28 protein-coding genes and 1 tRNA gene are annotated in these 25,020 nt (G+C 31.4%); 1 reads left to right on the plus strand and 28 read right to left on the minus strand.

The genetic code is table 11. The annotated features are described in order from the left end of the window. The first annotated feature begins 136 nt into the window (after positions 1-136). Positions 137-223: transfer RNA gene (locus HSACCH_RS06260), tRNA-Leu, on the plus strand. Positions 224-353: 130 nt separating this feature from the next. On the opposite strand, the gene HSACCH_RS06265 is transcribed toward HSACCH_RS06260, so the two are convergent. From HSACCH_RS06265 to HSACCH_RS06400, 28 genes are all read right to left on the minus strand, one after another. Next, complete coding sequence (locus HSACCH_RS06265) at positions 354-1,556, minus strand: pyridoxal phosphate-dependent aminotransferase (RefSeq protein ID WP_005488673.1); 1,203 nt, start codon at positions 1,554-1,556, stop codon at positions 354-356. Positions 1,557-1,725: 169 nt separating this feature from the next. Next, positions 1,726-2,127: a transcription antitermination factor NusB gene (gene nusB, locus HSACCH_RS06270; RefSeq protein ID WP_005488674.1), complete on the minus strand. Its 402-nt coding sequence runs from the start codon at positions 2,125-2,127 to the stop codon at positions 1,726-1,728. A 36-nt stretch (positions 2,128-2,163) separates the two neighbouring features. Then, positions 2,164-2,400, minus strand: coding sequence for a DUF2273 domain-containing protein (locus HSACCH_RS06275; protein WP_005488676.1), 237 nt, complete (start codon positions 2,398-2,400; stop codon positions 2,164-2,166). A gap of 14 nt (positions 2,401-2,414) precedes the next feature. Then, on the minus strand, positions 2,415-2,954 hold the full coding sequence (gene amaP, locus HSACCH_RS06280; protein ID WP_005488677.1) for an alkaline shock response membrane anchor protein AmaP: 540 nt from the start codon (positions 2,952-2,954) through the stop codon (positions 2,415-2,417). Positions 2,955-2,987: 33 nt separating this feature from the next. Beyond that, positions 2,988-3,431, minus strand: coding sequence for an Asp23/Gls24 family envelope stress response protein (locus HSACCH_RS06285; protein WP_005488678.1), 444 nt, complete (start codon positions 3,429-3,431; stop codon positions 2,988-2,990). Positions 3,432-3,460: 29 nt separating this feature from the next. Continuing rightward, positions 3,461-4,588, minus strand: a complete 1,128-nt coding sequence (locus HSACCH_RS06290; protein ID WP_005488679.1) for an NAD(P)/FAD-dependent oxidoreductase — start codon at positions 4,586-4,588, stop codon at positions 3,461-3,463. A 28-nt stretch (positions 4,589-4,616) separates the two neighbouring features. After that, positions 4,617-5,180: an elongation factor P gene (gene efp / locus HSACCH_RS06295; protein WP_005488681.1), complete on the minus strand. Its 564-nt coding sequence runs from the start codon at positions 5,178-5,180 to the stop codon at positions 4,617-4,619. Positions 5,181-5,312: 132 nt separating this feature from the next. After that, complete coding sequence (locus HSACCH_RS06300) at positions 5,313-6,380, minus strand: M24 family metallopeptidase (protein WP_005488683.1); 1,068 nt, start codon at positions 6,378-6,380, stop codon at positions 5,313-5,315. Continuing rightward, on the minus strand, positions 6,380-6,826 hold the full coding sequence (gene aroQ, locus HSACCH_RS06305; RefSeq protein WP_005488685.1) for a type II 3-dehydroquinate dehydratase: 447 nt from the start codon (positions 6,824-6,826) through the stop codon (positions 6,380-6,382). Before aroQ ends, HSACCH_RS06300 begins: the two co-directional genes overlap by 1 nt. Further along, positions 6,808-8,409 carry a 3-dehydroquinate synthase gene (gene aroB, locus HSACCH_RS06310; RefSeq protein ID WP_005488687.1) on the minus strand — a complete coding sequence of 534 codons (1,602 nt, stop codon included), beginning with the start codon at positions 8,407-8,409 and terminating at the stop codon, positions 6,808-6,810. The genes aroQ and aroB overlap by 19 nt, the downstream gene beginning before the upstream one ends. Then, positions 8,409-9,818 carry an O-antigen ligase family protein gene (locus tag HSACCH_RS06315; RefSeq protein WP_040477211.1) on the minus strand — a complete coding sequence of 470 codons (1,410 nt, stop codon included), beginning with the start codon at positions 9,816-9,818 and terminating at the stop codon, positions 8,409-8,411. Before HSACCH_RS06315 ends, aroB begins: the two co-directional genes overlap by 1 nt. Before the next feature lie 111 nt (positions 9,819-9,929). After that, positions 9,930-11,222 carry a type II secretion system protein GspD gene (locus HSACCH_RS06320; protein WP_005488689.1) on the minus strand — a complete coding sequence of 431 codons (1,293 nt, stop codon included), beginning with the start codon at positions 11,220-11,222 and terminating at the stop codon, positions 9,930-9,932. Beyond that, positions 11,212-11,958 carry a hypothetical protein gene (locus HSACCH_RS06325; RefSeq protein WP_005488690.1) on the minus strand — a complete coding sequence of 249 codons (747 nt, stop codon included), beginning with the start codon at positions 11,956-11,958 and terminating at the stop codon, positions 11,212-11,214. Before HSACCH_RS06325 ends, HSACCH_RS06320 begins: the two co-directional genes overlap by 11 nt. Beyond that, positions 11,939-12,415 carry a hypothetical protein gene (locus HSACCH_RS06330; protein ID WP_005488691.1) on the minus strand — a complete coding sequence of 159 codons (477 nt, stop codon included), beginning with the start codon at positions 12,413-12,415 and terminating at the stop codon, positions 11,939-11,941. Before HSACCH_RS06330 ends, HSACCH_RS06325 begins: the two co-directional genes overlap by 20 nt. After that, positions 12,412-12,888, minus strand: a complete 477-nt coding sequence (locus tag HSACCH_RS06335; RefSeq protein ID WP_005488693.1) for a PilN domain-containing protein — start codon at positions 12,886-12,888, stop codon at positions 12,412-12,414. Before HSACCH_RS06335 ends, HSACCH_RS06330 begins: the two co-directional genes overlap by 4 nt. Further along, a complete protein-coding gene (locus tag HSACCH_RS06340; protein WP_005488694.1) occupies positions 12,879-13,622 on the minus strand; it encodes a hypothetical protein in 744 nt (247 codons plus the stop codon). Before HSACCH_RS06340 ends, HSACCH_RS06335 begins: the two co-directional genes overlap by 10 nt. A 2-nt stretch (positions 13,623-13,624) precedes the next feature. Continuing rightward, entirely contained in the window at positions 13,625-14,008 is a 384-nt protein-coding gene (locus HSACCH_RS06345; protein ID WP_005488696.1) for a hypothetical protein, read from the minus strand. 22 nt (positions 14,009-14,030) lie between these two features. Further along, on the minus strand, positions 14,031-14,552 hold the full coding sequence (locus tag HSACCH_RS06350; RefSeq protein WP_005488697.1) for a pilus assembly FimT family protein: 522 nt from the start codon (positions 14,550-14,552) through the stop codon (positions 14,031-14,033). Next, positions 14,524-14,934 carry a type II secretion system protein gene (locus tag HSACCH_RS06355; protein WP_005488698.1) on the minus strand — a complete coding sequence of 137 codons (411 nt, stop codon included), beginning with the start codon at positions 14,932-14,934 and terminating at the stop codon, positions 14,524-14,526. The genes HSACCH_RS06350 and HSACCH_RS06355 overlap by 29 nt, the downstream gene beginning before the upstream one ends. Continuing rightward, entirely contained in the window at positions 14,924-15,409 is a 486-nt protein-coding gene (locus HSACCH_RS06360; RefSeq protein ID WP_040477170.1) for a prepilin-type N-terminal cleavage/methylation domain-containing protein, read from the minus strand. Before HSACCH_RS06360 ends, HSACCH_RS06355 begins: the two co-directional genes overlap by 11 nt. Before the next feature lie 3 nt (positions 15,410-15,412). Next, positions 15,413-15,856 carry a type II secretion system protein gene (locus tag HSACCH_RS14185; protein ID WP_005488701.1) on the minus strand — a complete coding sequence of 148 codons (444 nt, stop codon included), beginning with the start codon at positions 15,854-15,856 and terminating at the stop codon, positions 15,413-15,415. 44 nt (positions 15,857-15,900) lie between these two features. Then, a complete protein-coding gene (locus HSACCH_RS06370) occupies positions 15,901-16,941 on the minus strand; it encodes a type II secretion system F family protein (RefSeq protein WP_327049758.1) in 1,041 nt (346 codons plus the stop codon). 91 nt (positions 16,942-17,032) lie between these two features. Next, the gene (locus HSACCH_RS06375; protein ID WP_005488703.1) at positions 17,033-18,712 is read right to left on the minus strand and encodes a GspE/PulE family protein; all 1,680 of its coding nucleotides are present in this window, start codon (positions 18,710-18,712) and stop codon (positions 17,033-17,035) included. Positions 18,713-18,977: 265 nt separating this feature from the next. Further along, entirely contained in the window at positions 18,978-20,552 is a 1,575-nt protein-coding gene (gene cimA / locus HSACCH_RS06380; protein ID WP_005488704.1) for a citramalate synthase, read from the minus strand. Positions 20,553-20,561: 9 nt separating this feature from the next. Next, on the minus strand, positions 20,562-21,629 hold the full coding sequence (locus HSACCH_RS06385) for a 3-isopropylmalate dehydrogenase (protein ID WP_005488705.1): 1,068 nt from the start codon (positions 21,627-21,629) through the stop codon (positions 20,562-20,564). Beyond that, entirely contained in the window at positions 21,630-22,121 is a 492-nt protein-coding gene (gene leuD / locus HSACCH_RS06390) for a 3-isopropylmalate dehydratase small subunit (RefSeq protein ID WP_005488706.1), read from the minus strand. Then, the gene (leuC, locus tag HSACCH_RS06395) at positions 22,121-23,386 is read right to left on the minus strand and encodes a 3-isopropylmalate dehydratase large subunit (protein WP_005488707.1); all 1,266 of its coding nucleotides are present in this window, start codon (positions 23,384-23,386) and stop codon (positions 22,121-22,123) included. The genes leuD and leuC overlap by 1 nt, the downstream gene beginning before the upstream one ends. Positions 23,387-23,477: 91 nt before the next feature. Next, on the minus strand, positions 23,478-24,998 hold the full coding sequence (locus HSACCH_RS06400) for a 2-isopropylmalate synthase (RefSeq protein WP_005488708.1): 1,521 nt from the start codon (positions 24,996-24,998) through the stop codon (positions 23,478-23,480). Between the last annotated feature and the right edge of the window lie 22 nt (positions 24,999-25,020).

Consider the following 25,020-nt stretch of genomic DNA (forward strand, 5'->3'; position numbering starts at 1 on the left):
ATTTAACAAATAATCTTTTTAAACATTAAATTATTTTATCCATACAACTGGAATGTAATAATTTTGAAAATAAAGCAATATCTAAAAATGATTCTTGACAAAAATATTAATTTAAGTTAGAATATAATTTGTTAGTGCGAAAGTGGCGGAACTGGCAGACGCGCTAGGTTCAGGGTCTAGTGGTCTCACGACCGTGAGGGTTCGAATCCCTCCTTTCGCACCATTTTTATATTCTTAATATAGTAGTTAAAGAGCAGAGGATTCTCTGCTCTTTTTTTATTTATTAAAAGTTTTTAAACTTTATTACAACAATATCTTTAGTTTAAATCGCTCAACTTAAACTAAGTCTTAACTTAAGCTTCTAATTCTCTGACAAAATCTGCAATTCGACTAATACCTTCTCGAATTTTATCTTCGCTTAAAGCAAAAGAAATACGAATATAATTATCCATACCAAATGCTATTCCAGGCACAACTGCTACTTTATTTTCTTCTAACAATAAATCTGAAAATGTAAGTGATCCTTTAATTTCTTGACCATTTATCTTTTTAGAAATTAATTCAGAAATATTAATGAAAAAATAAAAGGCTCCTGCGGGTTTGATTGCTTCTAAGCCCTTGATATCTGAAAGCAGCTCAGCAGTCAAATCTCTTCTAGCCTGATAAATCTCGCGACGTTCATTGATAACTTCCTCAAGTTCCTTATTTTCTAAAGCTTTGGCGCTTGCATATTGAGCAATAGTATTAACGTTAGAGGTAGAATGACTCTGTATTTTTGCCATTCTATCTATCCACTTTTTAGATCCAAAACCAAAGCCTACTCTCCAACCTGTCATCGAATATGTTTTTGACATTCCATTAACAATTAAAATCCTCTCTTTTAATTCAGGAAACAGTTCTATCATTGAAGAAAATTCCTGACCATCATAGAGCAGTTTATCATAAATTTCATCACTAATAATAAAAATATCCTTGTCAATAATCACTTCAATTAAATCTCTAATTTCTGACTTCGAATAAAAATGACCATCAGGATTAGAAGGAGAATTAATAATAATTGCTTTTGTATTAGCTGTTATACTATTTTTTAATTCTGCTGCGCTTAATTTAAATTTATTTTCGGTTTTTGTTTCAATTAAAACAGGCTTAGCACCTGCTAATTTAACGATTTCAGTATAAGATACCCAGTAAGGTTTGGGAATTAAAATTTCATCTTCTGGATTTGAAATTGCCGAAAGAGCATTATATAAAACCTGTTTGCCACCATTACAGACTATAACCTCATTAGTTGAATACTTATAGGAATAATTGGAAGCGAAATGTTTAACTGCAGCCTTTTTTAATTTAGGTAGTCCTGAAACAGATGTATATCCTGTATAACCTTTGTCCATTGCTTCTACTGCTGCTTTTTTAATAAATTCCGGTGTTGGAAAATCTGGCTCACCTGCTCCAAAACTTATTACATTTTCACCTTTTGCAATCAATCTATTTGCTTTGCTGCTAACAGCAATTGTTTTTGATTCTTCAATCTTTGCAATCTTTGTTGAATAATTCATAATCACACCTCATTAACTTATTAATATTTAAAGTTTTATCTAAAAAATCAAAAAAACTCCAGCTAAATATTTTATTTGGATAAAAAAGAACAATATGATAATATTACTACCTAAAATATAACATAAAAACAAGCAAAAAACAAAAAAAAGAGAGCAATAAGCCCTCTTTTTAAGCAAATTTTGATAGTATTCCATTAATAAAAGAAGGTGAACTATCATCTGCATATTTTTTTGCAATTTTTACTGCCTCATTAATAGCAACTTTAACTGGAATCTCATGCTGAATTTCATAAGCAGCAATTCTTAAAATATTTCTATCAATTGCCGGCATTCTTTCTATATCCCAATTAATTGCATATTCGTTAATCTGGGCATCTAATAATTCGAGCTCCATTATAATTCCTTCGAGAAGCTCTTCAGCATATAAGTCTTCCTCAGTAATACCCTTTTCAGCTATAAAATTATCGTAGCTTTTTTTATAGTTTTCTAGATCAATTTTTTTTCTGATGTCCAGACCATAAAGAATCTGCAAAACCCAGACTCTCTGTTTATGTCGCGAAACTTTTTGCATAAAGAAAATACCTCATTTCTAAACTCTATTTAAACTCTATTTAAATCTATCTGGAATAATTCTTAATATAAAGTCTTTTAAATCCTCTTCAAAACGCCAGCGCATCCCTAAATAATAACCAACTAAAGTAGTTAAAAAGAGCAGTAAGGTTTTAAAAAAACCGATAGTTAAAATTAAAATACCGATAATTAAACCAATTAAAGCTCCAATAATTTTTTTGCGGTTGATATATATATATTGGGATAATTCCTCTTTGAATTCTTTTTTATCCATTTTTATAGACCACCTCATTCTACATTCTTGGGCAGTTTATTATCTTTTTTTACATCATCAATTTGAATTTGTACCTTTGCTACCTCTATACCTGTAGTCTTTGTGATATAACTTTTTAAATCATGCTGTATATTCTCACTAATAGCAGGTAAATCACCGGGAACAGTAAGATTTCCACTTAAAATTATCTTTAATCCCTGATCCAGTTCTTCTATTTTAATTTTAATATCTTCAAACTTTTCTTTTTCTTTAACTCTATCTTTAATTAAATTTGATAAAGCTGAAATTGTAATTGTAATATCTCCTGATTCTGAACTTAATAATCTGGTTGATTTAAACTTTTTATCAGTAAAATAAGGGTAGATTACAAATAGTGACATAAAAAGAACAACTAAATAGACAACTGCAATCTGCCAGTTATTATAGCTTGTAGAAATTAAATTAGGGATAAAATTCACCGATAAAACACCAAAACTATATAGAGAAAGAGTTATGCTTAAAACGATAAGAATTAAAGCAATTAAAAAAGAAAATATGTTTTTTATAATTTTCATTTGGCTTAACCTCCAATCATTTTCAAAGAATAATTATTCTTTGTCTTCTACTTCCTCTACTTCTTTGTTTTCAACCTCTTCTTGTTCCTCTTCCGGAAAATTAACTCCCTGAACATGAACATTAACTGCTTTAACATTCAAACCTGTCATCCCTTCAATTGCCTGTTTTACGTTATCTTGAATTTTCCAGGCAACATCTGGTATGGAATTTCCATAATTAATAATGACATATACATCAACTAAAGCAGTCTCCTCTTTAACTTCTACTTTAACACCCTTACTTAAGTTTTTTCTACCCAGCATATCAGCTAATCCACCAGCAAGACCACCGCTCATTCCAGCTACACCTTCAATTTCTGTAGCTGCTAAACCGGTAATAATTCCCACTACTTCATCAGCAATCTTAATACTTCCCTCATCAATATTTTCAGTTTCTAAATTTTCCGCTTCTACATCTTTAATTTTTTTATCACTCATAGTTTAACCTCCTTCTATTTACTCAAAATTTATCTTTTAACATCAGCCAACTTTTGATTTTGTTCAGAATATTGACCAACAATTAAAACACCAATTTTATCTCCATTATCTTTAATCACTTTTACATAAGTGTCATTATCAACTATAATTTCTTCTTCATAGTCTCCTTCTTCATTTAACTCACCCAGAGAGACAACATTTATGCCGGCAACTTTTAATTTATGAGAACGTACATAACCATCAAATTCAGCCTCTCCTCCACTCATAACAGTACCCGCTACTCTTCCTTGAGCCAAAGAAGGCGGCCAGATTCCATAGATTTCCCCTTCATATTCTGCCACATCACCTGCAGCATAAACATCAGGGTTTGAGGTTTGCATTTTACTATTGACTTTAACACCATTATTGATTTCAATATCAAGATTTTCGATCAGAGATGTATTGGATCTAACTCCAGTTGAAATTAAAACAAGATCTGCTTCAATTTCTTGATCTTCCAAAACAACTTTTTCTACACTCTGCTGGCCATCAAAACCTTTAGTAGTGGCATCTGTAATTACTTTTACATCATTTGCTTTAAGTTTTTCTTCCAGGAGATCTCCTCCTTTTTTATCAAGCTGCATTGGCAGCAGATAAGGTGCAACTTCCAAAACAGTTGTATCCAATCCTGCTTTAGCAAAATTATAGGCAATTTCTAGACCTAAAAGTCCACCACCGACCACAACTGCTTTTTTTGCTTTTTCAGCCGCCTTGTTAATTACTTTTAAATCAGCTGCGGTTCTTAAAGTAAATATATTTTCCAGATCCATACCAGAAAACGGTGGTACAAAACAGTGAGAACCATTTGCCAGTAGTAATTTGTCATAATTATATTGATCACTATTACTCTTAATAACTTTATTTCCCAAATCAACCTCAGTAATTTTTTCACCAAGATGAAGATTAATATTATTATCTTCAAACCACTGCTCATCATTAATAATAATTTCTTCTACCTCAACTTCACCTGATAAGCATTCGATCAATCGGGGTCGATAATAAAATGGATAATTTTCATCAGTGAAAATAGATATTTTATCATCTTTTTTTCTGTTTTTCAAAATTTCTTTTGCTGCAGATACTCCAGCTGCACCAGCTCCAATAATTAAATAGTCCATCAAATATCCCCCTTAATTAAATTAATATTTAACTGTTTGCTCTTTCTATATATTCATTATTTCTAGTATCTATTTTAAGTGTGTCGCCCTCTTCAATAAATAAAGGAACCTGAACTACTAACCCTGTTTCCATAGTTGCTGGTTTATTACCTCCAGATACTGTATTCCCTCTAATGTTTGGCTGAGTATCCTCAACTTTCAATTCAACAAAGGTAGGTAAGTCTATATCAATCGGGCGTCCCTGATAAACAGAAATATCTAGTTCCATATTCTCCTTTAAATACTTTATCTTATCTCCCAGCTGTTCTTCACTAAGATGAAATTGTTCATATGTATCATTATCCATAAAAATATAGTCACTGCCATCCCAGTATAAAAACTGCATTTTCTTTTTTTCGACATGCGCATTTTCTACTTTTTCTCCTGCTTTAAACGTTTTATTGATAGTATATCCTTCTTCTACATTACGTAATTTTGTTCTAACAAATGCACTTCCTCTACCAGATTTTGAGTGTTGAAATTCAATTACCTGATATACCTCTCCATCCAGCTCTATTGTTAAACCTGTATTAAAATCGTTTGTTGAAATCATTTGAGCACCTCCACTATTTTTTACTGCAGTTCAATTATAGCAGAAATTAGCTTTTTAAACAAATTATTGCCTTCAAATTAATCACTCTTTTTAATTGAAAATAATTAGAAATTAAAACTGATTTCAATTTAATTACAAAATTATCAGTTCTTTGGGAGCAGAATTTAAAACTTCACAACCAGATTCTGTAATTAAAAGGTCATCTTCGATGCGGACTCCTCCAAGTCCTGAAACATAAATCCCAGGCTCATCTGTAACAACCATTCCTGCTTTTAAAACAGCTTCGGAAGTATAAGATAATCTTGGTGCTTCATGAATTTCAAGTCCCACACCATGACCTAAACCATGGCCGAAGTTATCTTTATAACCTGCTTCAGCAATAAAATCTCTGGCAATTTTATCTGCATCAAAACAATCCATGCCTGCTTTGATCTCTGCAATCACCTTCTCTTGAGCTGTTAGAACCAGCTCATAGATATCTCTTAATTTAGCTTTTGGCTCACCGACAGCTAGAGTTCTGGTAATGTCTGAATGATATCCCTGATAAACAGTTCCAAAATCAATTGTAACTAAATCACCCAGTTCAATCTTTTTTTCTGAAGCAACCCCATGTGGAAGAGCACCTCTTTTACCAGATGCTACAATAAAATCAAAGGCATTGGCTTCTCCACCCTGTCTTTTCATAAAAAACTCAAGCTCTAAAGCTACCTCTTTTTCGCTTTTGCCTGGTTCAATAAAATCAATTAAAAACTGAAATCCTTGATCTGCTATTTCTACAGCTTTTTTTATTTTTTCTATCTCAGATTCATCTTTAATGATTCTGAGTTCTTCAATAAGTGATTCTTCGGGATTTAAAGAATCAAGATCTAATTTTTCTTTTAAATTTTGATACATTTTAAAATTCAAATCCTGACTTTCAAAACTTAAATTTTTAATGTTTTTTCTTTTTAAAAGTTCAGAAAATCCATTGATAAAGTTACTGCTTATTTCTTCAATCACACAGCCATCAGTCTGATCTTCTGCCTGATCTAAATAACGAAAATCAGTAATAAATATACTATCATTTTGAGTAATTAAAAGTTTACCTGCAGTACCTGTAAAACGGCTTAAATATCTTACATTTTCATTTTTTGTCACTAAAAAAGCCTCAATATTTTTTTCTTTTAGCTTTTCTTTAATCTTATTTATTCGTTTCTCCATTAATATTTCTCCTTTCTTAGAACTTCCTTTAGTCCTTTTAAGGCTAAAATATATCCGTAAGTTCCAAGTCCTGTAATCTGAGCAACTGCAGCTTCGGCAGTTATTGATTTTTTGCGAAATTCTTCCCGGCGGTGAATATTACTAATATGTACTTCTATCACCGGTAGTCTGATAGAAGCCACAGCATCTCTCAGAACTACACTGGTATGTGTTAAACCCCCAGGATTCATTATTAATCCAGCAAGTTCTTTATAATTTTGATGTAAAAAATCAACTATTTCACCTTCATGATTGCTCTGCATTATTTCTATTTCTAAATCTAAGTTCTCAGCTTCTTCTTTCAATTCTTGATTAAGCATCTCTAAATTTTTTGTGCCATAAATTTCTGGTTCTCTTAAACCAAGCATATTTAAATTAGGTCCATGTACTACAGCCACTTTTTGCATAAGTATTCCTCCATATGTTTTTGAATATTATTATGATCAAATTTATCACTTAGATAAGTATCCCCTATATCATTAATTAAAACCCACCACATTTTATTATCAGCAATTTTTTTGTCATGAGCAATATACGAAGCTAATTTTTCGGCTCCCACAGCTGCAGAAGGAAAGAGCTGATAATCATAAATATTAATTAGTTCTATTATTTCTTTAAAAGATTGATCACTTAAACTGCCAATCTTATTTGATAAAAAAGCAGTAAAAGCAATCCCCATTACAACAGCCTCTCCGTGCTTATATCTAAACTTTTCTGCACCCTCAACTGCATGACCAAAGCTGTGACCTAAATTTAATTTTTTGCGCTGTCCCTGATCTTTAACATCTTGACTAACATAATAGTCTTTCATCTGCAGAGAAATCTTGGAGATTTCAAGCATTAAATCTTTATCTAATTCTAAAATTTTATCTTTGTTTTCTTTGAGAATATTAAAAAGAGGATTTCCTCCTAAAATAGCATATTTAATAACTTCCCCCAAACCAGATTTAAGCTCAGCTTTTTCCAGTGTTTTTAGCCATTCAAGTTGGTAATATACTATTTCTGCTTGATAAAAACTGCCAATTAAATTTTTGGTCTCTCTAAAATTAACAGCTGTTTTACCCCCAACACTGCTGTCCAACTGTGAAATCAAAGTAGTCGGCATTTGAATTAGCTTAATCCCTCGCAAAAAGGTAGATGCAGCCAGAGCTCCTAGATCTCCGATAGTACCTCCGCCAAAGGCAATTAAATAGTCTGAGCGGCTGAAGCTGTTTTCATACAAAAGTGTATATATTTTTTCCAACACACTTAAATCCTTTATTTTCTCACCAGCTTCTAAATTAAATTCAATAACATCGGCAGCATTTTTTAGCTTTTTGATAACTGGTTCTGAATGTTCTGCTATCACTTTTTTATCAGCAAGCAGTAAAACTTTTCTATTTCTAACTTTAGAGATAACACTCTCAAAACTATTTTGCTTATATTCTTGATCAATAATCACCGGATAAGCCTGATCCTTATTTTTTATTTCAATATTTAATTTTTGATCAGGGAGTTCAGCAATAATTATATCTGCTATTGCTTCTGCTGAATATTTTTCACTATCAATGTGAAAAGGAATTTCTGCATAATATTGATTTCTTTCCTCTAAAAGTGAGCGGACCATATCTAAAGGTTTATCGACCTCAAGTAGTGGTCTAACTATCTTGCTTTCTGAATTTCTCTTTAAAACTTCTTCTGCACTAATATCTAAACAAAATACTTCTGCTTTATTAATCATCATCTCTCTAAGCTCTTGATTTAAAACTGCCCCTCCACCTGGAGCCAAGACAAGATCTTCTTTTGAATTTAGAAGCTCAGTAATCACTCTTTTCTCAACTTCTCTAAAATACTTTTCCCCCTTAATTTCAAATATTTCTTTAATACTCATTTCTTCTCTTTCAGTTATTAAATCATCGCTATCATAAAAGTTAAAATTTTTATATGCAGCAATCTTTTTTCCTACTGTAGTTTTCCCTGCTGCCATGAAACCTGTTAGAACAATTTTCATTAACTACTCTCCTCCTCAAAATCATCTTCATTATAATTTATAATATAAGCTCCAGCAAATCCTAAAATTGTCCAAAATATTGGAGCAACTGTCACTACACTAATATTTAATGCAGCCTGTAAAGAATAAGCCAAAACTGACAAAAACAAAGTTGTTTTAATAAACTTCTTTTTTCCTTTAATACTTTCTAGATTAATAGTGTTAAAAGTTTTCGGTTTTAAATTATATAAAACATATAATAACAGAAATAAATAAATAACTAAAGCTGGTATCCCGGTTGTCACCCCAAGCTGAATATATTCAGAATGCGCCTTATCAACTACTCTATTTTTAGTGCCGGTGAATTCTCTATATTTTTCCTGGGGAAATATCTCAGCAAAATTATCTGGCCCAACTCCTAAATAAGGATTTTCCATTATTAAAGGTAAAGAATTTCTATAAATGAAAATCCTATAGGTTCCGACTCGATCAATTTCATCTTCTTCAGCTGAAGAAAGATCTTGTAGATCGTGGAAAATACTGATAAATCTTAAGCCCATTAAGCCTCCATGAAAAGAGTTTAAAATAATAATTATTAAAATAAATACAATTAATAATTTAAAAATCTCTTTTTTCTTATTTTTTAAAAAATCAAAAAGCAAAAAGATGGCTGCAAATACCGTTAGGGCAAAAGCAAGCCAGGCTCCACGAGTTGCAGTAGTTAATAGAAAGGCAAAAACTAAACTGCTGCCCCCAAAGGCTGCTATTTTATATTTACCTTTTTTTAAAGTCAAATAAAGCATAATCAGAGTAGGTAAAATCATGACTGCAAAACTGGCAGCAAAATTTGGATTACCAAAGGTGGAAAAAGCTCTATACCAATTTTCTCTTAAGGGATCTCTTTTGATAAAATCGACCCCAAAAAATTGTAAAATTCCGTATATAGATAAAACTGAAGCAGCTCCCCAGATTAAATAAGCATAGATTTTAAAATAATCTATTTTATTTACTAAATTTGCTATCAAAAAAGCAAAAAATAGGTAAGCAGCTAAAGCAATAAAGCCCTCCCAGCGATAAAATCTACCATTTAGCGCTGTAAATCTATCCAAAGCAAAATAAGTGGACAGTGAAAATAAAATAAAGAGTGAAAAAATAAGGTAATTAAATAAATTATTTTTTATCTGATCTTGATTCTTTATAATATAAATTAAAAATAAGATTAATAAAATAAAAGCACTCCAGCTTAAAATCTTTAGCCGCGGATAATAAATATTATCAAATCTAAGCAGTTGAAAATTATTATCTGCATTCTTAAAAAGCTGAAACTCCTGATAAAATGGCAAATAAGCAAATAAAATTAAAAAATTACTGACCATTATTAAATAGATAATTATTTTATCTAACTTTAATTTATGATTAAACTTATTCATCAATTTAATCAACAGCCTCTCCTCATCAATTTAATCTTCTAAAAGCTATATCTAGAGAAAAATTCAGGGTTGCCCCTGAATTAAATTTCTCTAAAGACTATAAATATCCTTCTATTTATTTAGGATTTCTTTTATTTCTTTATCAGTAAGTGTTTTAAATTCTCTATTAATATTATTCTTCTTTTCCCCCTTAATCTCCTTCTTTTTGGCTTTTATTTTTTCTGGATTAATCTTCTTTTTGGCATTTATTATTTTTGGAGTAATAAAGATTAAGAGCTCTGTTTCAATATTGTTTTTTTCTTCAGCCGAAAACAACTTTCCTAAAATTGGTATCTCTGCTAAAATTGGAATTTCTCTTACGCTTTTCAATTCATCTTTTTTAATCAGACCACCGATTGCAAGAGTCTCTCCATTTTCTAGAATCACTGTGGTTTCAGCACTACGAGAATTAACCGCTGGAAGACCATCTGCTAAAACCTGGCCTATACTATTTACAGATGGTTTTATTTCTAAAAGAACTTCATTTTCATTTAATATTTTAGGCAAAAATTCTAAAACTATACCGGCCTCAATATAACTAATTGTGGATACCGTTTGCTCAGCTTCTATTCTTTCTAACTTAACTGGTATTTGATCTCCAATAATAAGCTTTGCTTTTTTTCTATCAACAGTCATTAAACTCGGGTTTGCTAAAATATTTGATAGTCCCTCCTCATTTAATGCTCTTAGAGTTTCCGGCCAGCTGGGCTTTAGTTTTTCAACATCTCCATTCTCATTTTTTATAATTTTTAATTCTGAAAGCTGATTTGGATTGATGCCTAATTCTTTGATTTTGCTTCTGCTTATTTCTTCAACTCTAGCTTTAATCATAATCTGTTTTTGCGGCCGATCAATCAAAGTACTAATTTTTTCAATTTCTTTTAAATCTTTTGCTCTACAGTTAACTATTAAACCCTCACTATTTAAATCTATTATTTTAATTTCTTCAAAATTATCTCTTAATATTTTTGCAGCCGCTTCAGAACTTAAGTTTTTAAATTTAAAATTTTTACTGGTAAAAATCTTGTTTTTTGCTGCAAATTTTTCTGCTGTACTGACATAGATTATTTCATTTTCAAAGCTGTAATCTAAATTGAAACTATCAGTTATTAAATTCAATGCCTTATCAAAAGGAATATCATTGAAAATAACTGTTAATTTGCCTGCAACTGAACTATCACAGATCAAATTTTTATCTGCAGTATTTGCCAACATAATCAAAGCGGTTTCCAGTTCAACATCTCGTAAATTTATTGAAACCATTTCTTCGGCAGCTTTGATCTCGATCTTAATAAAAGCAGATAAAAATAATAAAAAAATAACTAAAATTAAGATTTGAAATAACTGTTTATGTTTAACCTTCATTTGCCCCCTCCTCCCAGAGCTTGATTATTCTTATTTCATTTTGATAAATTAAGCTTATCTCTTTATTATTAATTTCTTTTATTTTATATATATCAATTTGTTCATTTTCTTTCTTTAAAACATTTTTGCCCTGATAGCGAAAAAGTGCAGCAGAATTATCTTTATTTTTTATTATTCCAAGCAGTTTAAATGGCAGTTTTATATTTTGTTTTAATTTATTATTTGTTTCTTTTAGCTCATGATCTTTATCTGCTCCAGCTTTTTGATTCTGTTTTAAAACTTGAGCACTACCCTTATCTAGAGACTTTAAGTTTTCTGCAATAATATTTTTTTCTAAAAATAATAGATCCTGCTTAGTATTTTTATTAAAAGATTTATTATCCTGAATAATATTTTCTGTATTTTCTTTTTGATTAAAGGGATCCTTTATCTCACTGATTAAAGCTATACTTTCTATTTTAGCTTCTTTATTTACATTTTTAATAGCTACTTCTTTAGTTTCTGCTTTATTGGTTTCAGCATCATTTTTAGCCTTTTTAACTGCTGCTGATTTATTTTGTTCTTCTTTAAAGAATAAGCTCTCTGCCAGTGCTTCGTCTTTGTTAAACAGCTCAAATAAGGAAATTTCTGCTGTTTTAATATAATTTGATAATAAAACTATTGTTAGAATAATAATTAGTAAAATTAAAATCAGCTTTTTATTAGAAAATATTTTATTAGAAAATATCTTTTTCATTTTTAATCAGCTCATTTTTTAATTTTAAAAAGAAAAATAAATCGTTTTCACCATTTTTTATTTTAAACTCTGCTATTTTAAACTGATTCATTTCAGATTCTAAATAATAAATAAAATTTAAAATGGAATGAAAACTGCCATTTAGATTTAAAGTTAATTCAGTTTGAGCACTGCTGAAATCAATAAGTTTTAAATTAAAAGTCTTTAACTCAGCTAATATCTGAGCAGTACTTTCTTTTATATCGTTTTCTGCTGCAGCTACTTTTGTTTTGCTATTGATGGTTTTTAGGTGTTCATTTTTTAAATTAAAATTTAGCAGCTGTTGTTTCATTATTTCAGCTTGAAGTAGTTCTTTTTTATTCGAAAATTCTTTAGTTTTTATAACCTGAAAAATCAGAATAAAAAGTAGTAGTATTATTAATATGATCCTCAATAATTGTTTGCGGTTGATTATCATTTTTCCACCCCTCTATTGAGGATCGTTAATTCAAGCTGAAAATAATAGTTATCTCTGTGGCTGATATTAAGTAATTTAACATCTGAAAACTTCTGATCTGTTTTTAAGTTCTTTATTAATTCAAAAATATTTTTCTGATTCATGCTAACTGCATTTAAATTAATTTTTTTATCTTTGGCATAAATTGAACTAAGAGCTATGTTTTCTGCATATTGAGCCAGCTTTATTAGTAAATCAAAATATTTATCTGCTGCAATTTGAGAATGCCTATTTTTAGAATTGTCTATTAAAACCTGATATTTCAATTCTTCTCGGTTTAGGCTTTCTAAACTGCTGCTAAGTACCTTGTTTTTATTTTTAAAAAAGAAATTAAATCCAGTTAGCAAGATTACTAAAACTATAATAATGACTGCTATATTTTTAAGTAAGATTGATAGTTGATCATAATGTTTTTCTTTAAAAATTACTGACATTTGTCAATACTCCAGAGCATTGCAGTTAAAAATACAAAATCATCATCCTCCAGCTCCATAAATTCTTCTAAATGAAGTAAATTACTATTACCCTCTAAGACCTTTAAGTTAATATTTTTATTATTTAAATAATATTTTTGAGTTTTATCAATTTCAGTCTCTAAATCATTTTCTAAAATAGAAGCCTGCAGTAAATCAAGTTTTTTATCTACCGCTGTAAGAATTGTGTAGCTGTTATTAATCTTATAATACAGCAAATAATTATTTGCTGAAACAACTTTATTTGTTGTATTAAAAATGGCTACTGGCAAAGCTGATATTAAATAATTGTTTTTATATTTATCCATATTTCTGGTTAAATTATCTAGTAATTTTTTATCTGCTGCAAAAAATTTGATTTCTCTTGCTTTAGTTTGATCAGAAACGATTTCTAAATAATCATAGTAATATTCTTCTTCGAAATTTTCTTTTACTTCTGCAAATTTACTCAAAATATTGTCTTCACTTATTCTATAAGGATTTTTCTCTTTTAGAGGCGCTGAATGATAAAATAAAGAGGCTGCCGGTAATAAAATAATATAATGGCAGTTATAATTTAATTTTTTTATTTTACCAATTGATGATATTTCATTTATCCCATCTATAAAATGTATCTGATCATTTTTAGATTTAACAACTAGATTTTTTAGAGTATTTTGGGCAGGGATTGTCACTGAATAATAATTATTAAGCATAACTATTCACTCCTATATATTTTTTTATCTAATATTTTTAAATCACCTTTATCAATCTTCATTTCAGCAGTATAGGGAATCAAATCATCCAGATAAGTATAGAAATAAAAAAAATCTTGATCCTCCTCTCCCTTAATTCTTAGCTTTATTTTATTATTAATCATTATCATTTCATCACAGAGCAGATTATCTTTTTTCAAAACATAAAGCTGATACTGCAGTCCTGATTCTACAGCCTCTTTATTCTGAGCAGCTTTAATTCGACTGCTCAAAATTCTGTAGTTTATTTTCTGCTCCTGGATCAGCAAAGGTATAAAAAGTGCAATTAAAGTTATCAAAATTAAATTCAGAAATAAAACATAGCCTGATTGATTTTTTAATTTCATCTTAATTACCCACTTTTGAGTTCTATATTTTAATTAGTCTACTCACAGTTAATTTTTCGACTTTTTTGGTGCTCTTTGCTTTAACTGCTAATGTTACTTTTAATAAGCCCGGCTCAATAATTTCAAATTTAAGATCTTCAACTTTATCAAGCAGGGAAAGATTTCTACCAAAATCTTTAAAATTAAGCTGATCACTACCAATTGACCGACCAAGATTATTATTTCCACTACTCTGATAGATGCTAAATTTTAGCCACTGATATTCTTGATTATAATAACTAAATATGTTTATTTCATTCTCATTTATTATTTCAACTTTGGTAGAATTTTTGATTTGGTCTGCAATAAAATCAACTGCTAGATAAGCATCAAGCTGCCAGGCATTTTCTAAACTAAAAAAATCATTGTTTTGATAAAGATCAGTTATTAACTGAATGAAAATCACGGTCAACAGAGAAGAAATAGTAATTACAAGCATCATTTCCAGCAGACTAAAAGCAGCTTCTTCTTTTAATTTATCTCTGCAGTAAACTAAAAAGTTCATTCTGCTGCTCCTTATCTCTACATTTAAATTGGACTTCAATCTTTAAACTATATAAACCATCATATTTAATCCCATCTTTACTATACGGGATTATTTCAACTTTTGTCATCTCATAATTTTTTGGTAGTGATTCACTTTCTAGTATTTCTAGATCCTTGATAAAATCACTGCTGCTGTTTTCAATTCCTTCTTCAATCACATTTTTATTTTTATAAGCTTCCAGAACTGATTCAGTCCAATTAATAGCAGCATTTTTATCTGCTAAAAAGCTCTGAACCTCAAGACCAGTTTTAATTGTCCTACTCATTACAGCTAACACAACACCTGCAAGTGAGATTGTTATAATGACCTCCAGCAGTGAAAACCCTGCATTATTTTTCAACTCGAACCCTCCCCAGTTGATTTGTAATAACTTTATATTTTTTGGCTCCAGAATAAGCTTTAGCCAGGCCTATTGTACCTCCTCTAGCGGTTGCAGTATTGTTAAATCGAATCCATTCATAATAATCACTATCTACAACCTTTAAGCTTAATGTTTTATATAAAATTAAATCAGAAGAATAATAACCTTTTTTCTTAATGGTTTTATGACCATCTTCTTTGGTATAGAAATAATAGGGGATTTTGTTCGAGTCACTATTTTCTTTGATTGTATAAATTCTAAAAATATAGGTCTGATTATCTAAAATAGCTTTATTTCTAGCCCAGCGCAAATCTGCTGCCAAACTTTTAATCTGCTGTTCAACCTGAAAATCATTTTTAAACTGTGGCTGATAGCTGATAGTAAATAAAACCCCCATTATTGTAATCACCAGCAATAACTCAATTAGGCTAAAGCCTTTTTCATGTTTTTTCATTTGCTATAATGAAGGTGCTGTAGTTTCAGGTCCGGTTAATGATGATTCATCTGTTGAAATATAATAGAATTCATCAGAGGCTGCTTCATAAGAGATTAAATACTTTTGAGCTCCACTATCAGTATCAGTTACATAATCATAAGCAGAGGCTTCATTTTTGATATTTAACTCATCTAAATTTGCGGCAACAGTTTCCATATCTCCTTTTGTTACCTGAGCTGGATATTCTCCCTCGTCTAGATAATACATCTCCAGACTCTGCATTATATTATGCAGGTCTGCTTTGGCAACAGCTGTATCTGCTTTATTTTTTACCCCACTTAGAGCTGGCACTGCCATTGACATTAAAATTCCTAAAACCACAATTACAATTACAAGCTCAATTAAAGTAAAACCTGCTTCAGAATCCAGAACTCTCTGCTTATCAATTTTGAAAATACTAAACATTTATATAATCCCTTTCTATTTTTGGTTTCCATTTGTTTCTGTCTTTAAATAATTAAATAAATCTGAAACATCGGCATAATTACTGCTGCAGCAAGTAAAGCAACAAAAATTGCAGTTAATGTTATTAAAAAGGGCTCTAAATACTGCAGCATTATTTCAATTTCTTCTTTTAATTTTTGGTAATAATAATCACCTGCTCTTTCCAACATGGTCTCCATCTGGGCTGTTTCTTCTCCAGTCATTAAAAGATAGTAAAAAAGATCGGGTATATATTTACTATCAGAAAAACATTCTGTCAAAGAAGCCCCTTTAGAAATATTTAAAGCTGTATTTTGAATAAATTTTTGATAATGGTAGTCTGTAATAATATTTTTTAATAAATCCAGAGCAGAAATTAATTTTAAGCCACTTTTCAGCAGTAAAGATAAATAGACAGCTATCTGAGTTAAAATTAAATCCTTATACAGAACTGAAAAAAAGGGAATATTAAGCAAAAATTTGCTCTTTAAATCTTCTCTTTTTTTGCTTTTGTAAATCAGCACCAGTAATATTATTAAAAAGATTATGAAAATTATTATTAAAATGAAATAGTTATTAAAAGCTTTACTAATTATTAAAAAAATTTTTGTAATCAAGGGCAGCTCACCATTAAATTCAGCAAATAAATCTACAAATACAGGTAAAACAAATTTAAAGATAAAAACTGCTGCTAAAAATATTGTCATTATTACAGTTATAGGATAAAAAGAGGCCTTTTTTATTTCTTTTTTTAGATCATCTCTGCTGTTATAGTAGTTTTCTAAACTTGCCAGAACTTCTACCAGTTTTCCACTTTTCTCCCCGGCCTGGACTACTGCTGTAAAAAGTTTAGTAAATATTTTCTCCCGATCTAAGGCTTCAGCAAGAGTTAAGCCAGATTCGATATTTTTTAAAATTTCATTACATATATCTTGCTGCTTTTTATTCTTTGTCTGTTTGGAGATAATCATCAAAGATCTGTTTAAATTTAAACCAGATTTTAGCATTATCTTCAGCTGTGAGGCGAAAAATTTAAGGTCAAATTCATTTTGTTTAAAGATGATTATCGCCTCCTAGTAAGTGTTCAAATTTTTTTGTTCAAATTTTATTATTCAAATTTAATTATTTAAATTTTTTTCAAGTTTAGTTATTCAAGTTTTAGTGATTTAGTTCAATAACTCTCAGCATTTCTGCCTGAGACACTATGCCTTTTTTCAATTTTATCAAGGCTGAATCATATAAACTGAGCATTCCAGAAGCAGCTGCTTCTTCTTTTAAATCAGAATAATCAGCATTTTGGTTGATTAAACTTTTTAAGTGATCATTGATTAGTAAAATCTCTGCAGCAGCTGTTCGACCGAGATAACCATTACTACAATTTTCACAGCCAACTGCTTGATAAAGATATTCTATTTCTGTTAAATCAAAAAGATTGTTAGTCAAATACTTTATTTCTACTTTTTTTCTACAGTTAGGACATAATTTCCTCAGTAATCTTTGAGCTATAACTGCTTTTACTGTGCTGCTGATTAAATAGGGAGCGATCCCAAGATCAATTAACCTGTAAATTGCAGAAATACTATCTATAGTATGGATTGTACTTAAAACAAGATGCCCTGTAACAGCAGCTCTAACTGCTATTTCTGCAGTTTCCTTATCTCTAATTTCTCCGATCATAATTATATCTGGATCCTGTCTTAAAATTGACCTCAATATAGTTGGAAAAGTTAAATTTTGGGCATCATTAATTTCAATCTGATTTAATAAATCTAACTTATATTCAACTGGATTTTCGACTGTAATAATATTATTATCTTCAGCAGCTAGCTGCTTTAAAATTGAAAAAAGAGTTGTAGTTTTGCCACTTCCAGTTGGCCCACAGAGTAAGATTATTCCTGATTTAAATTTAAGGATTTCTTTAAATCTTTTTAAATTAGCACTATTAAAATTCAATTCTTTTAAATCTAATAATTTTTCAGTTCTTAAAAGCAATCTTAAAACAGCTTTTTCCCCATAAATTGTTGGAATAACCGAGCTTCTAATATCAAAAACTTCTTCCTGAAAATTAAAATCCATTTTACCATCTTGAGGTAAATGTCTAATTGTAATATCCATTCCCGAAATAATTTTAATTCTTGAAATTACTGCTGCAGCTATTTCTACTGGTAAACTGTAATAATTTTTTAAAATTCCGTCAATTCTATATCTAATTTTAAAATAATCTTTTTTCTGCTCAAGATGAATATCACTTGCATTTAAAGAAATTGCCTCTGTTAATATTTTATTTAAAAGTTTAACAACAGGTGCATCTTCAACTATATTTTTTAAACTGTCAATATCTCTGCTGTCTATTTTTTTAAAATCACCAAGATCTTTTAAAATTTCTCTCTGGTCAATTTTAAAATAACTGCTGTATAAAAGGTTTTCTGCCTCTGAAAATTCACTTTCTGTCATTAAATAAAATTTAATTTTAGTTTTATATTTAAATTTCAATTTTTCCTGCAAAAATAAATCAGGTGGATAAACACTGGCAAAAGATATAAGGGTTTTTGTTTTATTAATTAAAATTACTTTATATTTGTGAACCTCAGCTATTCCCAATTCTCGAGCTTTATTTTTTTTAATTGTTAGATTAGAATTTTGATAAATTTCAACCTCAAAATAATCAGAAATCGCCTGCAGTAAATCATTTTCTTTTAAAATAGTTTCTGACCTAAGATAATCTATTATTTCTTTTATTTCCCTATTTTCTGAAAAACGCTTTAACTTTAGCCGTTTAGATTCTGAAAAAGAACAGCTTTTAAATAAATATTCACAAAAATTTTGGATATCTTTCACCTTCTTTAGATTTTGAAGTTAATAAATTTCCTTTTTTTATATAAATATATAAAAAATGTAAAATATATATTTGCTAATACTTAATTCAAGGCTTAAAAAGTTATTCCTGCAAAAATTTGTAATTAATTAGAAAAAATATAAATTAATAGTTATATAATTGTTAATTTTTGTAAATAATATTTATTTTTATTAGTGAAGCTATACAGATTTTCTTTGCATAAAAAAACAGCTGTAGAATTTATCCACAGCTGCTTACTTATTCTTATTAAATTATTCTGATTCCTTCTTTTATTAAAAGTAAATACTCAATACTATCTACTAAAGCATCCCAGGAGGCCTGAATAATATTTGTAGAAACTCCAACAGTTGTCCATGATTTTTCCAGATCTGCTGTCTCAATTAAAACTCTTACTTTAGCAGCAGTACCATCATTTCCATTTAAAACCCTTACCTTATAATCAATTAGCTTGCTTTCCGTGATTTCCGGATAAAATGAAACTAAAGCTTTACGGAAACAATTATCAAGGGCATTTACAGGACCATCACCTTCAGCAGCTATATGAACTTTTTGCTTTTTAACTGTCATTTTAAGAACTGCTTCTGAATAGGTATGATTATCCTTATTTATACTATTGGTTCTAAAATCTTCAATTTCAAAAAACGAATTATAATCTTTAAATTCTCTAAAAGCCATCAAAATTAAAGAAGCCTCTGCCCCCTCAAACTGATAACCCTGATTCTCTAATTTTTTAACTTTTTTAATCAGTTTTTTAATCACTTCATCAGAAAAATCATTTAAATCAAAACCAACTTCTTTTAATTTATATAATAAATTAGATTTTCCTGCCAGTTCTGAAACTAAAACCCGCCGCTCATTACCCACTAATTCGGGCTCAATATGTTCATAAGTATGCGGATTTTTGCGAACTGCACTAACATGGATTCCACCTTTATGAGTAAATGCACTTTTACCGACATAAGGTTTATTGTTTCTAGGAATTAAATTAGCAGTCTCAGTCACAAAATAATAGAGAGGTTTTAACTGTTTTAACTGTTGATCAGTAACCAACTTTTCTCCATATTTAAGCTGTAAAGTTGGAATTAAACTGCATAAATCAACATTACCACAGCGCTCACCTAAACCCCCTACTGTACCCTGAAACTGAACAGCACCTTCTTCATAAGCGACTATTGAATTGGCAACAGCTAGCTCACCATCATTATGAGCATGCATTCCAATATCCATGTCAATTTTGCTTTTAACATCTTTGATAATTGTTCTGACCTGAGAGGGAAGTATACCACCATTAGTATCACATAAAACTAATAAATCAGCCCCAGCCTCAGCTGCTGTTTCTAAAACCTTTAAAGCATATTCTGGATTACTTAAATAGCCGTCGAAAAAATGCTCGGCATCAAAGAAAACATTTAAACCATTTTCTTTTAAAAATGAAATTGTATCTTCTATCATCTTAAGGTTTTCCTGCAGTGGAACCTGCAGTGCCTCTTTTACATGCAGATCCCAACCTTTTGCAAAAATAGCTACATAATCTACTCCTGCCTCAAGCAGTTTTAAAATATTTGTGTCTTCTTCAACCTTCATATTAGGATGCCTTGCTGAACTAAAAGCAACTATTTTTGCATTTTCTAAATTCATATTCTGTACTTCTTCGAAATATGCCTCATCCTTAGGATTAGAACCTGGCCAGCCACCTTCGATAAAATCAATTCCAAAACGATCTAGCTGTCTGGTTATTCTTAACTTATCATCTAAAGAAAGAGCAATTCCTTCTCCTTGTGAACCATCTCTTAAAGTTGTATCATAAAGTGTTAATCCCATTTTGCATCACTACTCACCTTCTTCATTGCTTTTGAGAGTCTTAACTAAATAATCTCCAACTTCATCTGTACTTAAGTCTCCTCCTTGATCTGCAGTTACCATCTTATTTTCCAGTGCTTGCTTAACTACTGCTTCAACCTTTGGTGTTAAATTGCCATAACCAAGTTCTCTAAGCATCATTCCAGCTGCTAAAACTGCTGCCAGGGGATTAGCTATATTTTGACCTGCTATATCAGGTGCACTTCCATGAACAGGCTCAAACATTGAAATACTCTCTGGATTAATATTACCAGAAACAGCCATTCCCATACCACCCTGCAGTTCTGCACCTAGATCAGTGATAATATCACCAAAAATATTACAGGTAACAACTATATCAAATACTTCAGGGTTGCGAACCATTTTCATAGTCATTGCATCTACCAAAAAGTGATTTTGCTCTACATCAGGATACTTTTTTCCCATTTCTTTAAAAGAACGCTGCCAGAGATTATGCGCATAAGTTAAAACATTACTTTTATCACAGACTGTCAACTTCGGTTCTCTACCAAATTTTTGAGCGTATTCGAAAGCATATTTAATAACCCGATCCACACCTTTGCGGGTAGAAATCATCTCCTGAGTTGCTACTTCATCTGGAGTATCCTTCTTTAAAAAGCCCCCAATGCCAGCATAAATTCCTTCGGTATTTTCTCTAACCACAGTAAAGTCAATATCCTCAAGTCCCTTACCTTTTAGTGGAGAAAATTCTTCTTTATAAAGTTTAATTGGACGTAAATTTACGTACTGATCAAAGTAAAAGCGAAGTTTTAAAAGAATTCCTTTTTCTAAAACTCCCGGCTCAACTCTGGGATCACCAACAGCACCTAAATAAATTGAATCAAAGCTTTCCAGCTTATTTAAAACATCATCTGGCAGAATATCACCAGTTCTTAAATATCTTTCTGCACCCAGATCAAACTTTTCGAATTTTAAACCTAAGTTATAAACTCCATCTAAGTATTCTAAAACTTTAATTCCCTGCCGGGTAACTTCTTCGCCAATTCCATCCCCCGGTATATATGCTATATTACTCATTTATACCATCTCCTTTTTTATATGCTCAATTAAGCCGCCATCTTTAATAATTTCCTGCATAAAAGGTGGAAATGGTGCAGCCTGATAGGTCTCACCTGTACGCAAATTTTTAATCTTACCCTGGTCAATATCTACTTCTAACTTATCGCCAGCCTCGACAGCCTGAACAGCTGCTGGTGCCTCTAAAATCGGGAGCCCGATATTAATTGAGTTACGGTAAAAAATACGGGCGAAGCTTTCTGCTACTACACAGGAAACTCCTGCATATTTAATGGCTAAGGGAGCATGTTCCCGCGATGATCCGGAACCAAAGTTTTTACCCCCGACAATAATATCGCCTTTACTTACCTCATCAGCAAAATTTTCGTCTAAATCTTCCATACAGTGAGCCGCTAAATTCTCCGGTGTTGAAGAATTTAGATAACGGGCTGGAATAATTACATCTGTATCTACATTATCTCCATATTTAAATACTTTTCCTTTTAATTTCATTATTTAACCTCCTCTGGACCAGCAATATAGCCTTTAACTGCTGATGCTGCTGCTACAGCTGGACTTGCTAGATATACTTCACTGTTGGTTGAGCCCATCCGCCCAACAAAGTTACGATTAGTTGTTGAGATAGCTCTCTCACCATCAGCTAAAATACCCATATGTCCACCTAAACAGGGTCCACAGGTAGGAGTTGAAACTGCTACACCTGCATCAATGAAAATATCAAAAATCCCTTCGTGCATTGCCTGCTTGTAAATTGCCTGAGTTCCCGGGAATACTAAACAGCGCACATTTTTGTGTACTTTTTGACCTTTAAATACTTCTGCTGCTGCTCTTAAATCTTCGATGCGGCCATTGGTACAGGAACCGATTACAGATTGATGAATTTCTATTTTTTCTTCAATTTCATCAAGTCCTTTAGTGTTTTCTGGTAAACTTGGAAAAGCAACCTGTGGTGCAATCTGGCTGACATCAATTTCTATAACCTCTTCGTATTCTGCATTTTCGTCTGGCTTGACTACTGTATATTCTCTCTGAGCTCTATCTTTTAAATAGGCCTCAGTCTTTTCATCTGCTGCAATTAAACCTGCTTTGCCTCCAGCTTCAATTGCCATATTGGACATTGTCAGCCGGCCGTCCATAGAAAGATTTTCTATGGCCTCTCCTGTAAACTCCATTGCTTTATAGAGAGCTCCATCTACCCCAATTTTACCAATTGTATAAAGAATTAAATCCTTGCCGCTGACATGAGGCTTAAGTTCTCCCTTATAGACAATTTTTATTGTCGGAGGAACCTTAAACCAGGCCTTTCCTGTTGCCATCGCTGCTGCCATATCAGTACTACCTACTCCAGTTCCTAAAGCACCAAGCGCACCATATGTACAGGTATGAGAGTCAGCTCCAATTATAATTTCTCCAGGTAAGGTTAAACCCTTTTCTGGTAATAATACATGCTCAATTCCCATCTGGCCTACTTCAAAATAATTTGTAATATCATATTTTTGGGCAAATTCTCTAACTACTTTTACCTGCTCTGCTGCCTTAATATCCTTATTTGGAGCAAAATGGTCTGGAACAAGTGCTATTCTCTCCTTATCAAATACTTTATCAACACCAATTTTATTAAATTCTTTAATTGCTACCGGGGCAGTTATATCATTACCTAATACCATATCAACTCGGGCATTAACTATTTCCCCTACTTTAACCTGATCTTGATCAGAATGGGCAGCAAGAATTTTTTCTATCATTGTCATTCCCATTTACTTAAATCACTCCCTTAAAATCTTATAATATTATAATTTTTGAAATATTTTTTAGCAGCCTGCTCAAAGTAAACAGGCTGCCTGTTATTTACTTATCATTATTATAAACTAAATACTTATTAATTGCTTCAATATAGGCTGAGGCACTGGCTTCAGTAATATCAGTCTGGGAAGAATGGCCTGTATAAAGTTTACCATTAATCTCAGCAGCGATAAATGCTTCCCCAAGTGCATCCTTACCTTCTGTTACTGCATCAATCTTATAGGACATCAGTTTAATATTTTCCATATCTGTTAGTTCATTAATAGTCTGGAAGATTGCATCTACCGGGCCATCACCATTACAGGCTGCAGATTGAATAATTTCACCTTTCTTTTTCAACCTCACAGTTGCTGTCGGCAGCAGACCTTTACCGGTTAAAACAGAAATATATTCCAGCTCATAAGTTTTATCATAATCATAAAGCTCATTATCAAGTAGAGCTATAATATCTGCATTACTGACATTTTTCTTTTTATCTGCTAAATCTTTAAAGCGCTTAAAGAAACTTTCAAAACTAGACTCATCCAGCTCATAATCATACTTATCTAAGAAATCCTTCAGAGCATGACGGCCTGAGTGTTTACCCAGCACCAACTTATTATGATCAAGACCAATTGTTTGGGCATCCATAATCTCATAAGTAGTTCTTTCCTTAATCACACCATCCTGATGAATTCCAGCCTCATGAGCAAAGGCATTAGCACCAACAATTGCCTTATTTGCCTGAATTGAAATACCGGTTGAATTAGCAACCAATTTTGATAAACGTGCAATCTGGGTTGTATCTTGAGTTACATCCAGACCATAATAATCATGTCTGGTATAGAGAGCCATTACAATTTCTTCTAAAGCTGCATTACCTGCTCGCTCACCAATACCATTAACAGAAACTTCGACCTGAGTCGCCCCGTTTTCAATAGCTGCCAGTGAATTAGCAACAGCCAGCCCTAAATCATTATGACAGTGCACACTAATTTCTACCTGATCAATATTAGGGGTTTTTTCTTTGACTCCCTTAACTAAAGCGCCAAATTCAGAAGGAACTGAATAACCAACTGTATCTGGAATATTAATCACCTTGGCGCCAGCATCAATAGCTGCTTCAAATAAGCGGGCCAGAAAATCAACATTGCTGCGGGAGGCATCTTCAGCTGAAAATTCAATGTTATCTGTATACTGAGCTGCATATTTTACTCCCTCAACTGCACTTTTTATGACCTCTTCTTCAGTCATCTTCAGCTTATATTCCATATGAATCGGTGAAGAAGCGATAAAGACATGTATTCTTGGGTTTTCAGCATCTTTTAGAGCTTCCCAGGCTCGATCAATATCACCTTTACGGCATCTTGCCAATCCGGCTACTTCTATTCCCTTTACATTTTCTGATACCATTTTAACAGCTTTAAAATCTCCCTCAGAAGAAATTGGAAAGCCAGCTTCTAAGACATCAACCTTCATCTTAGCCAACTGCTTAGCTATTGCCAATTTTTCCTCCGGAATTAAAGTGACTCCAGGCGACTGCTCACCATCTCTTAAGGTTGTATCAAATATTTTTACATTAGCCATTAATTTTCACCACCTTTGCTTA

It is taken from the genome of Halanaerobium saccharolyticum subsp. saccharolyticum DSM 6643 (assembly GCF_000350165.1).
GTDB classification, from domain to species: domain Bacteria; phylum Bacillota; class Halanaerobiia; order Halanaerobiales; family Halanaerobiaceae; genus Halanaerobium; species Halanaerobium saccharolyticum.

Bases quoted from the DNA above. Each gene is read 5' to 3' on its own strand.
- HSACCH_RS06265 (WP_005488673.1), bottom strand. From the start codon at position 1,556: ATGAATTATTCAACAAAGATTGCAAAGATTGAAGAATCAAAAACAATT.
- nusB (WP_005488674.1), bottom strand. From the start codon at position 2,127: ATGCAAAAAGTTTCGCGACATAAACAGAGAGTCTGGGTTTTGCAGATT.
- HSACCH_RS06275 (WP_005488676.1), bottom strand. From the start codon at position 2,400: ATGGATAAAAAAGAATTCAAAGAGGAATTATCCCAATATATATATATC.
- amaP (WP_005488677.1), bottom strand. From the start codon at position 2,954: ATGAAAATTATAAAAAACATATTTTCTTTTTTAATTGCTTTAATTCTT.
- HSACCH_RS06285 (WP_005488678.1), bottom strand. From the start codon at position 3,431: ATGAGTGATAAAAAAATTAAAGATGTAGAAGCGGAAAATTTAGAAACT.
- HSACCH_RS06290 (WP_005488679.1), bottom strand. From the start codon at position 4,588: ATGGACTATTTAATTATTGGAGCTGGTGCAGCTGGAGTATCTGCAGCA.
- efp (WP_005488681.1), bottom strand. From the start codon at position 5,180: ATGATTTCAACAAACGATTTTAATACAGGTTTAACAATAGAGCTGGAT.
- HSACCH_RS06300 (WP_005488683.1), bottom strand. From the start codon at position 6,380: ATGGAGAAACGAATAAATAAGATTAAAGAAAAGCTAAAAGAAAAAAAT.
- aroQ (WP_005488685.1), bottom strand. From the start codon at position 6,826: ATGCAAAAAGTGGCTGTAGTACATGGACCTAATTTAAATATGCTTGGT.
- aroB (WP_005488687.1), bottom strand. From the start codon at position 8,409: ATGAAAATTGTTCTAACAGGTTTCATGGCAGCAGGGAAAACTACAGTA.
- HSACCH_RS06315 (WP_040477211.1), bottom strand. From the start codon at position 9,818: ATGAATAAGTTTAATCATAAATTAAAGTTAGATAAAATAATTATCTAT.
- HSACCH_RS06320 (WP_005488689.1), bottom strand. From the start codon at position 11,222: ATGAAGGTTAAACATAAACAGTTATTTCAAATCTTAATTTTAGTTATT.
- HSACCH_RS06325 (WP_005488690.1), bottom strand. From the start codon at position 11,958: ATGAAAAAGATATTTTCTAATAAAATATTTTCTAATAAAAAGCTGATT.
- HSACCH_RS06330 (WP_005488691.1), bottom strand. From the start codon at position 12,415: ATGATAATCAACCGCAAACAATTATTGAGGATCATATTAATAATACTA.
- HSACCH_RS06335 (WP_005488693.1), bottom strand. From the start codon at position 12,888: ATGTCAGTAATTTTTAAAGAAAAACATTATGATCAACTATCAATCTTA.
- HSACCH_RS06340 (WP_005488694.1), bottom strand. From the start codon at position 13,622: ATGCTTAATAATTATTATTCAGTGACAATCCCTGCCCAAAATACTCTA.
- HSACCH_RS06345 (WP_005488696.1), bottom strand. From the start codon at position 14,008: ATGAAATTAAAAAATCAATCAGGCTATGTTTTATTTCTGAATTTAATT.
- HSACCH_RS06350 (WP_005488697.1), bottom strand. From the start codon at position 14,552: ATGAACTTTTTAGTTTACTGCAGAGATAAATTAAAAGAAGAAGCTGCT.
- HSACCH_RS06360 (WP_040477170.1), bottom strand. From the start codon at position 15,409: ATGAAAAAACATGAAAAAGGCTTTAGCCTAATTGAGTTATTGCTGGTG.
- HSACCH_RS14185 (WP_005488701.1), bottom strand. From the start codon at position 15,856: ATGTTTAGTATTTTCAAAATTGATAAGCAGAGAGTTCTGGATTCTGAA.
- cimA (WP_005488704.1), bottom strand. From the start codon at position 20,552: ATGGGATTAACACTTTATGATACAACTTTAAGAGATGGTTCACAAGGA.
- HSACCH_RS06385 (WP_005488705.1), bottom strand. From the start codon at position 21,629: ATGAGTAATATAGCATATATACCGGGGGATGGAATTGGCGAAGAAGTT.
- leuD (WP_005488706.1), bottom strand. From the start codon at position 22,121: ATGAAATTAAAAGGAAAAGTATTTAAATATGGAGATAATGTAGATACA.
- leuC (WP_005488707.1), bottom strand. From the start codon at position 23,386: ATGGGAATGACAATGATAGAAAAAATTCTTGCTGCCCATTCTGATCAA.
- HSACCH_RS06400 (WP_005488708.1), bottom strand. From the start codon at position 24,998: ATGGCTAATGTAAAAATATTTGATACAACCTTAAGAGATGGTGAGCAG.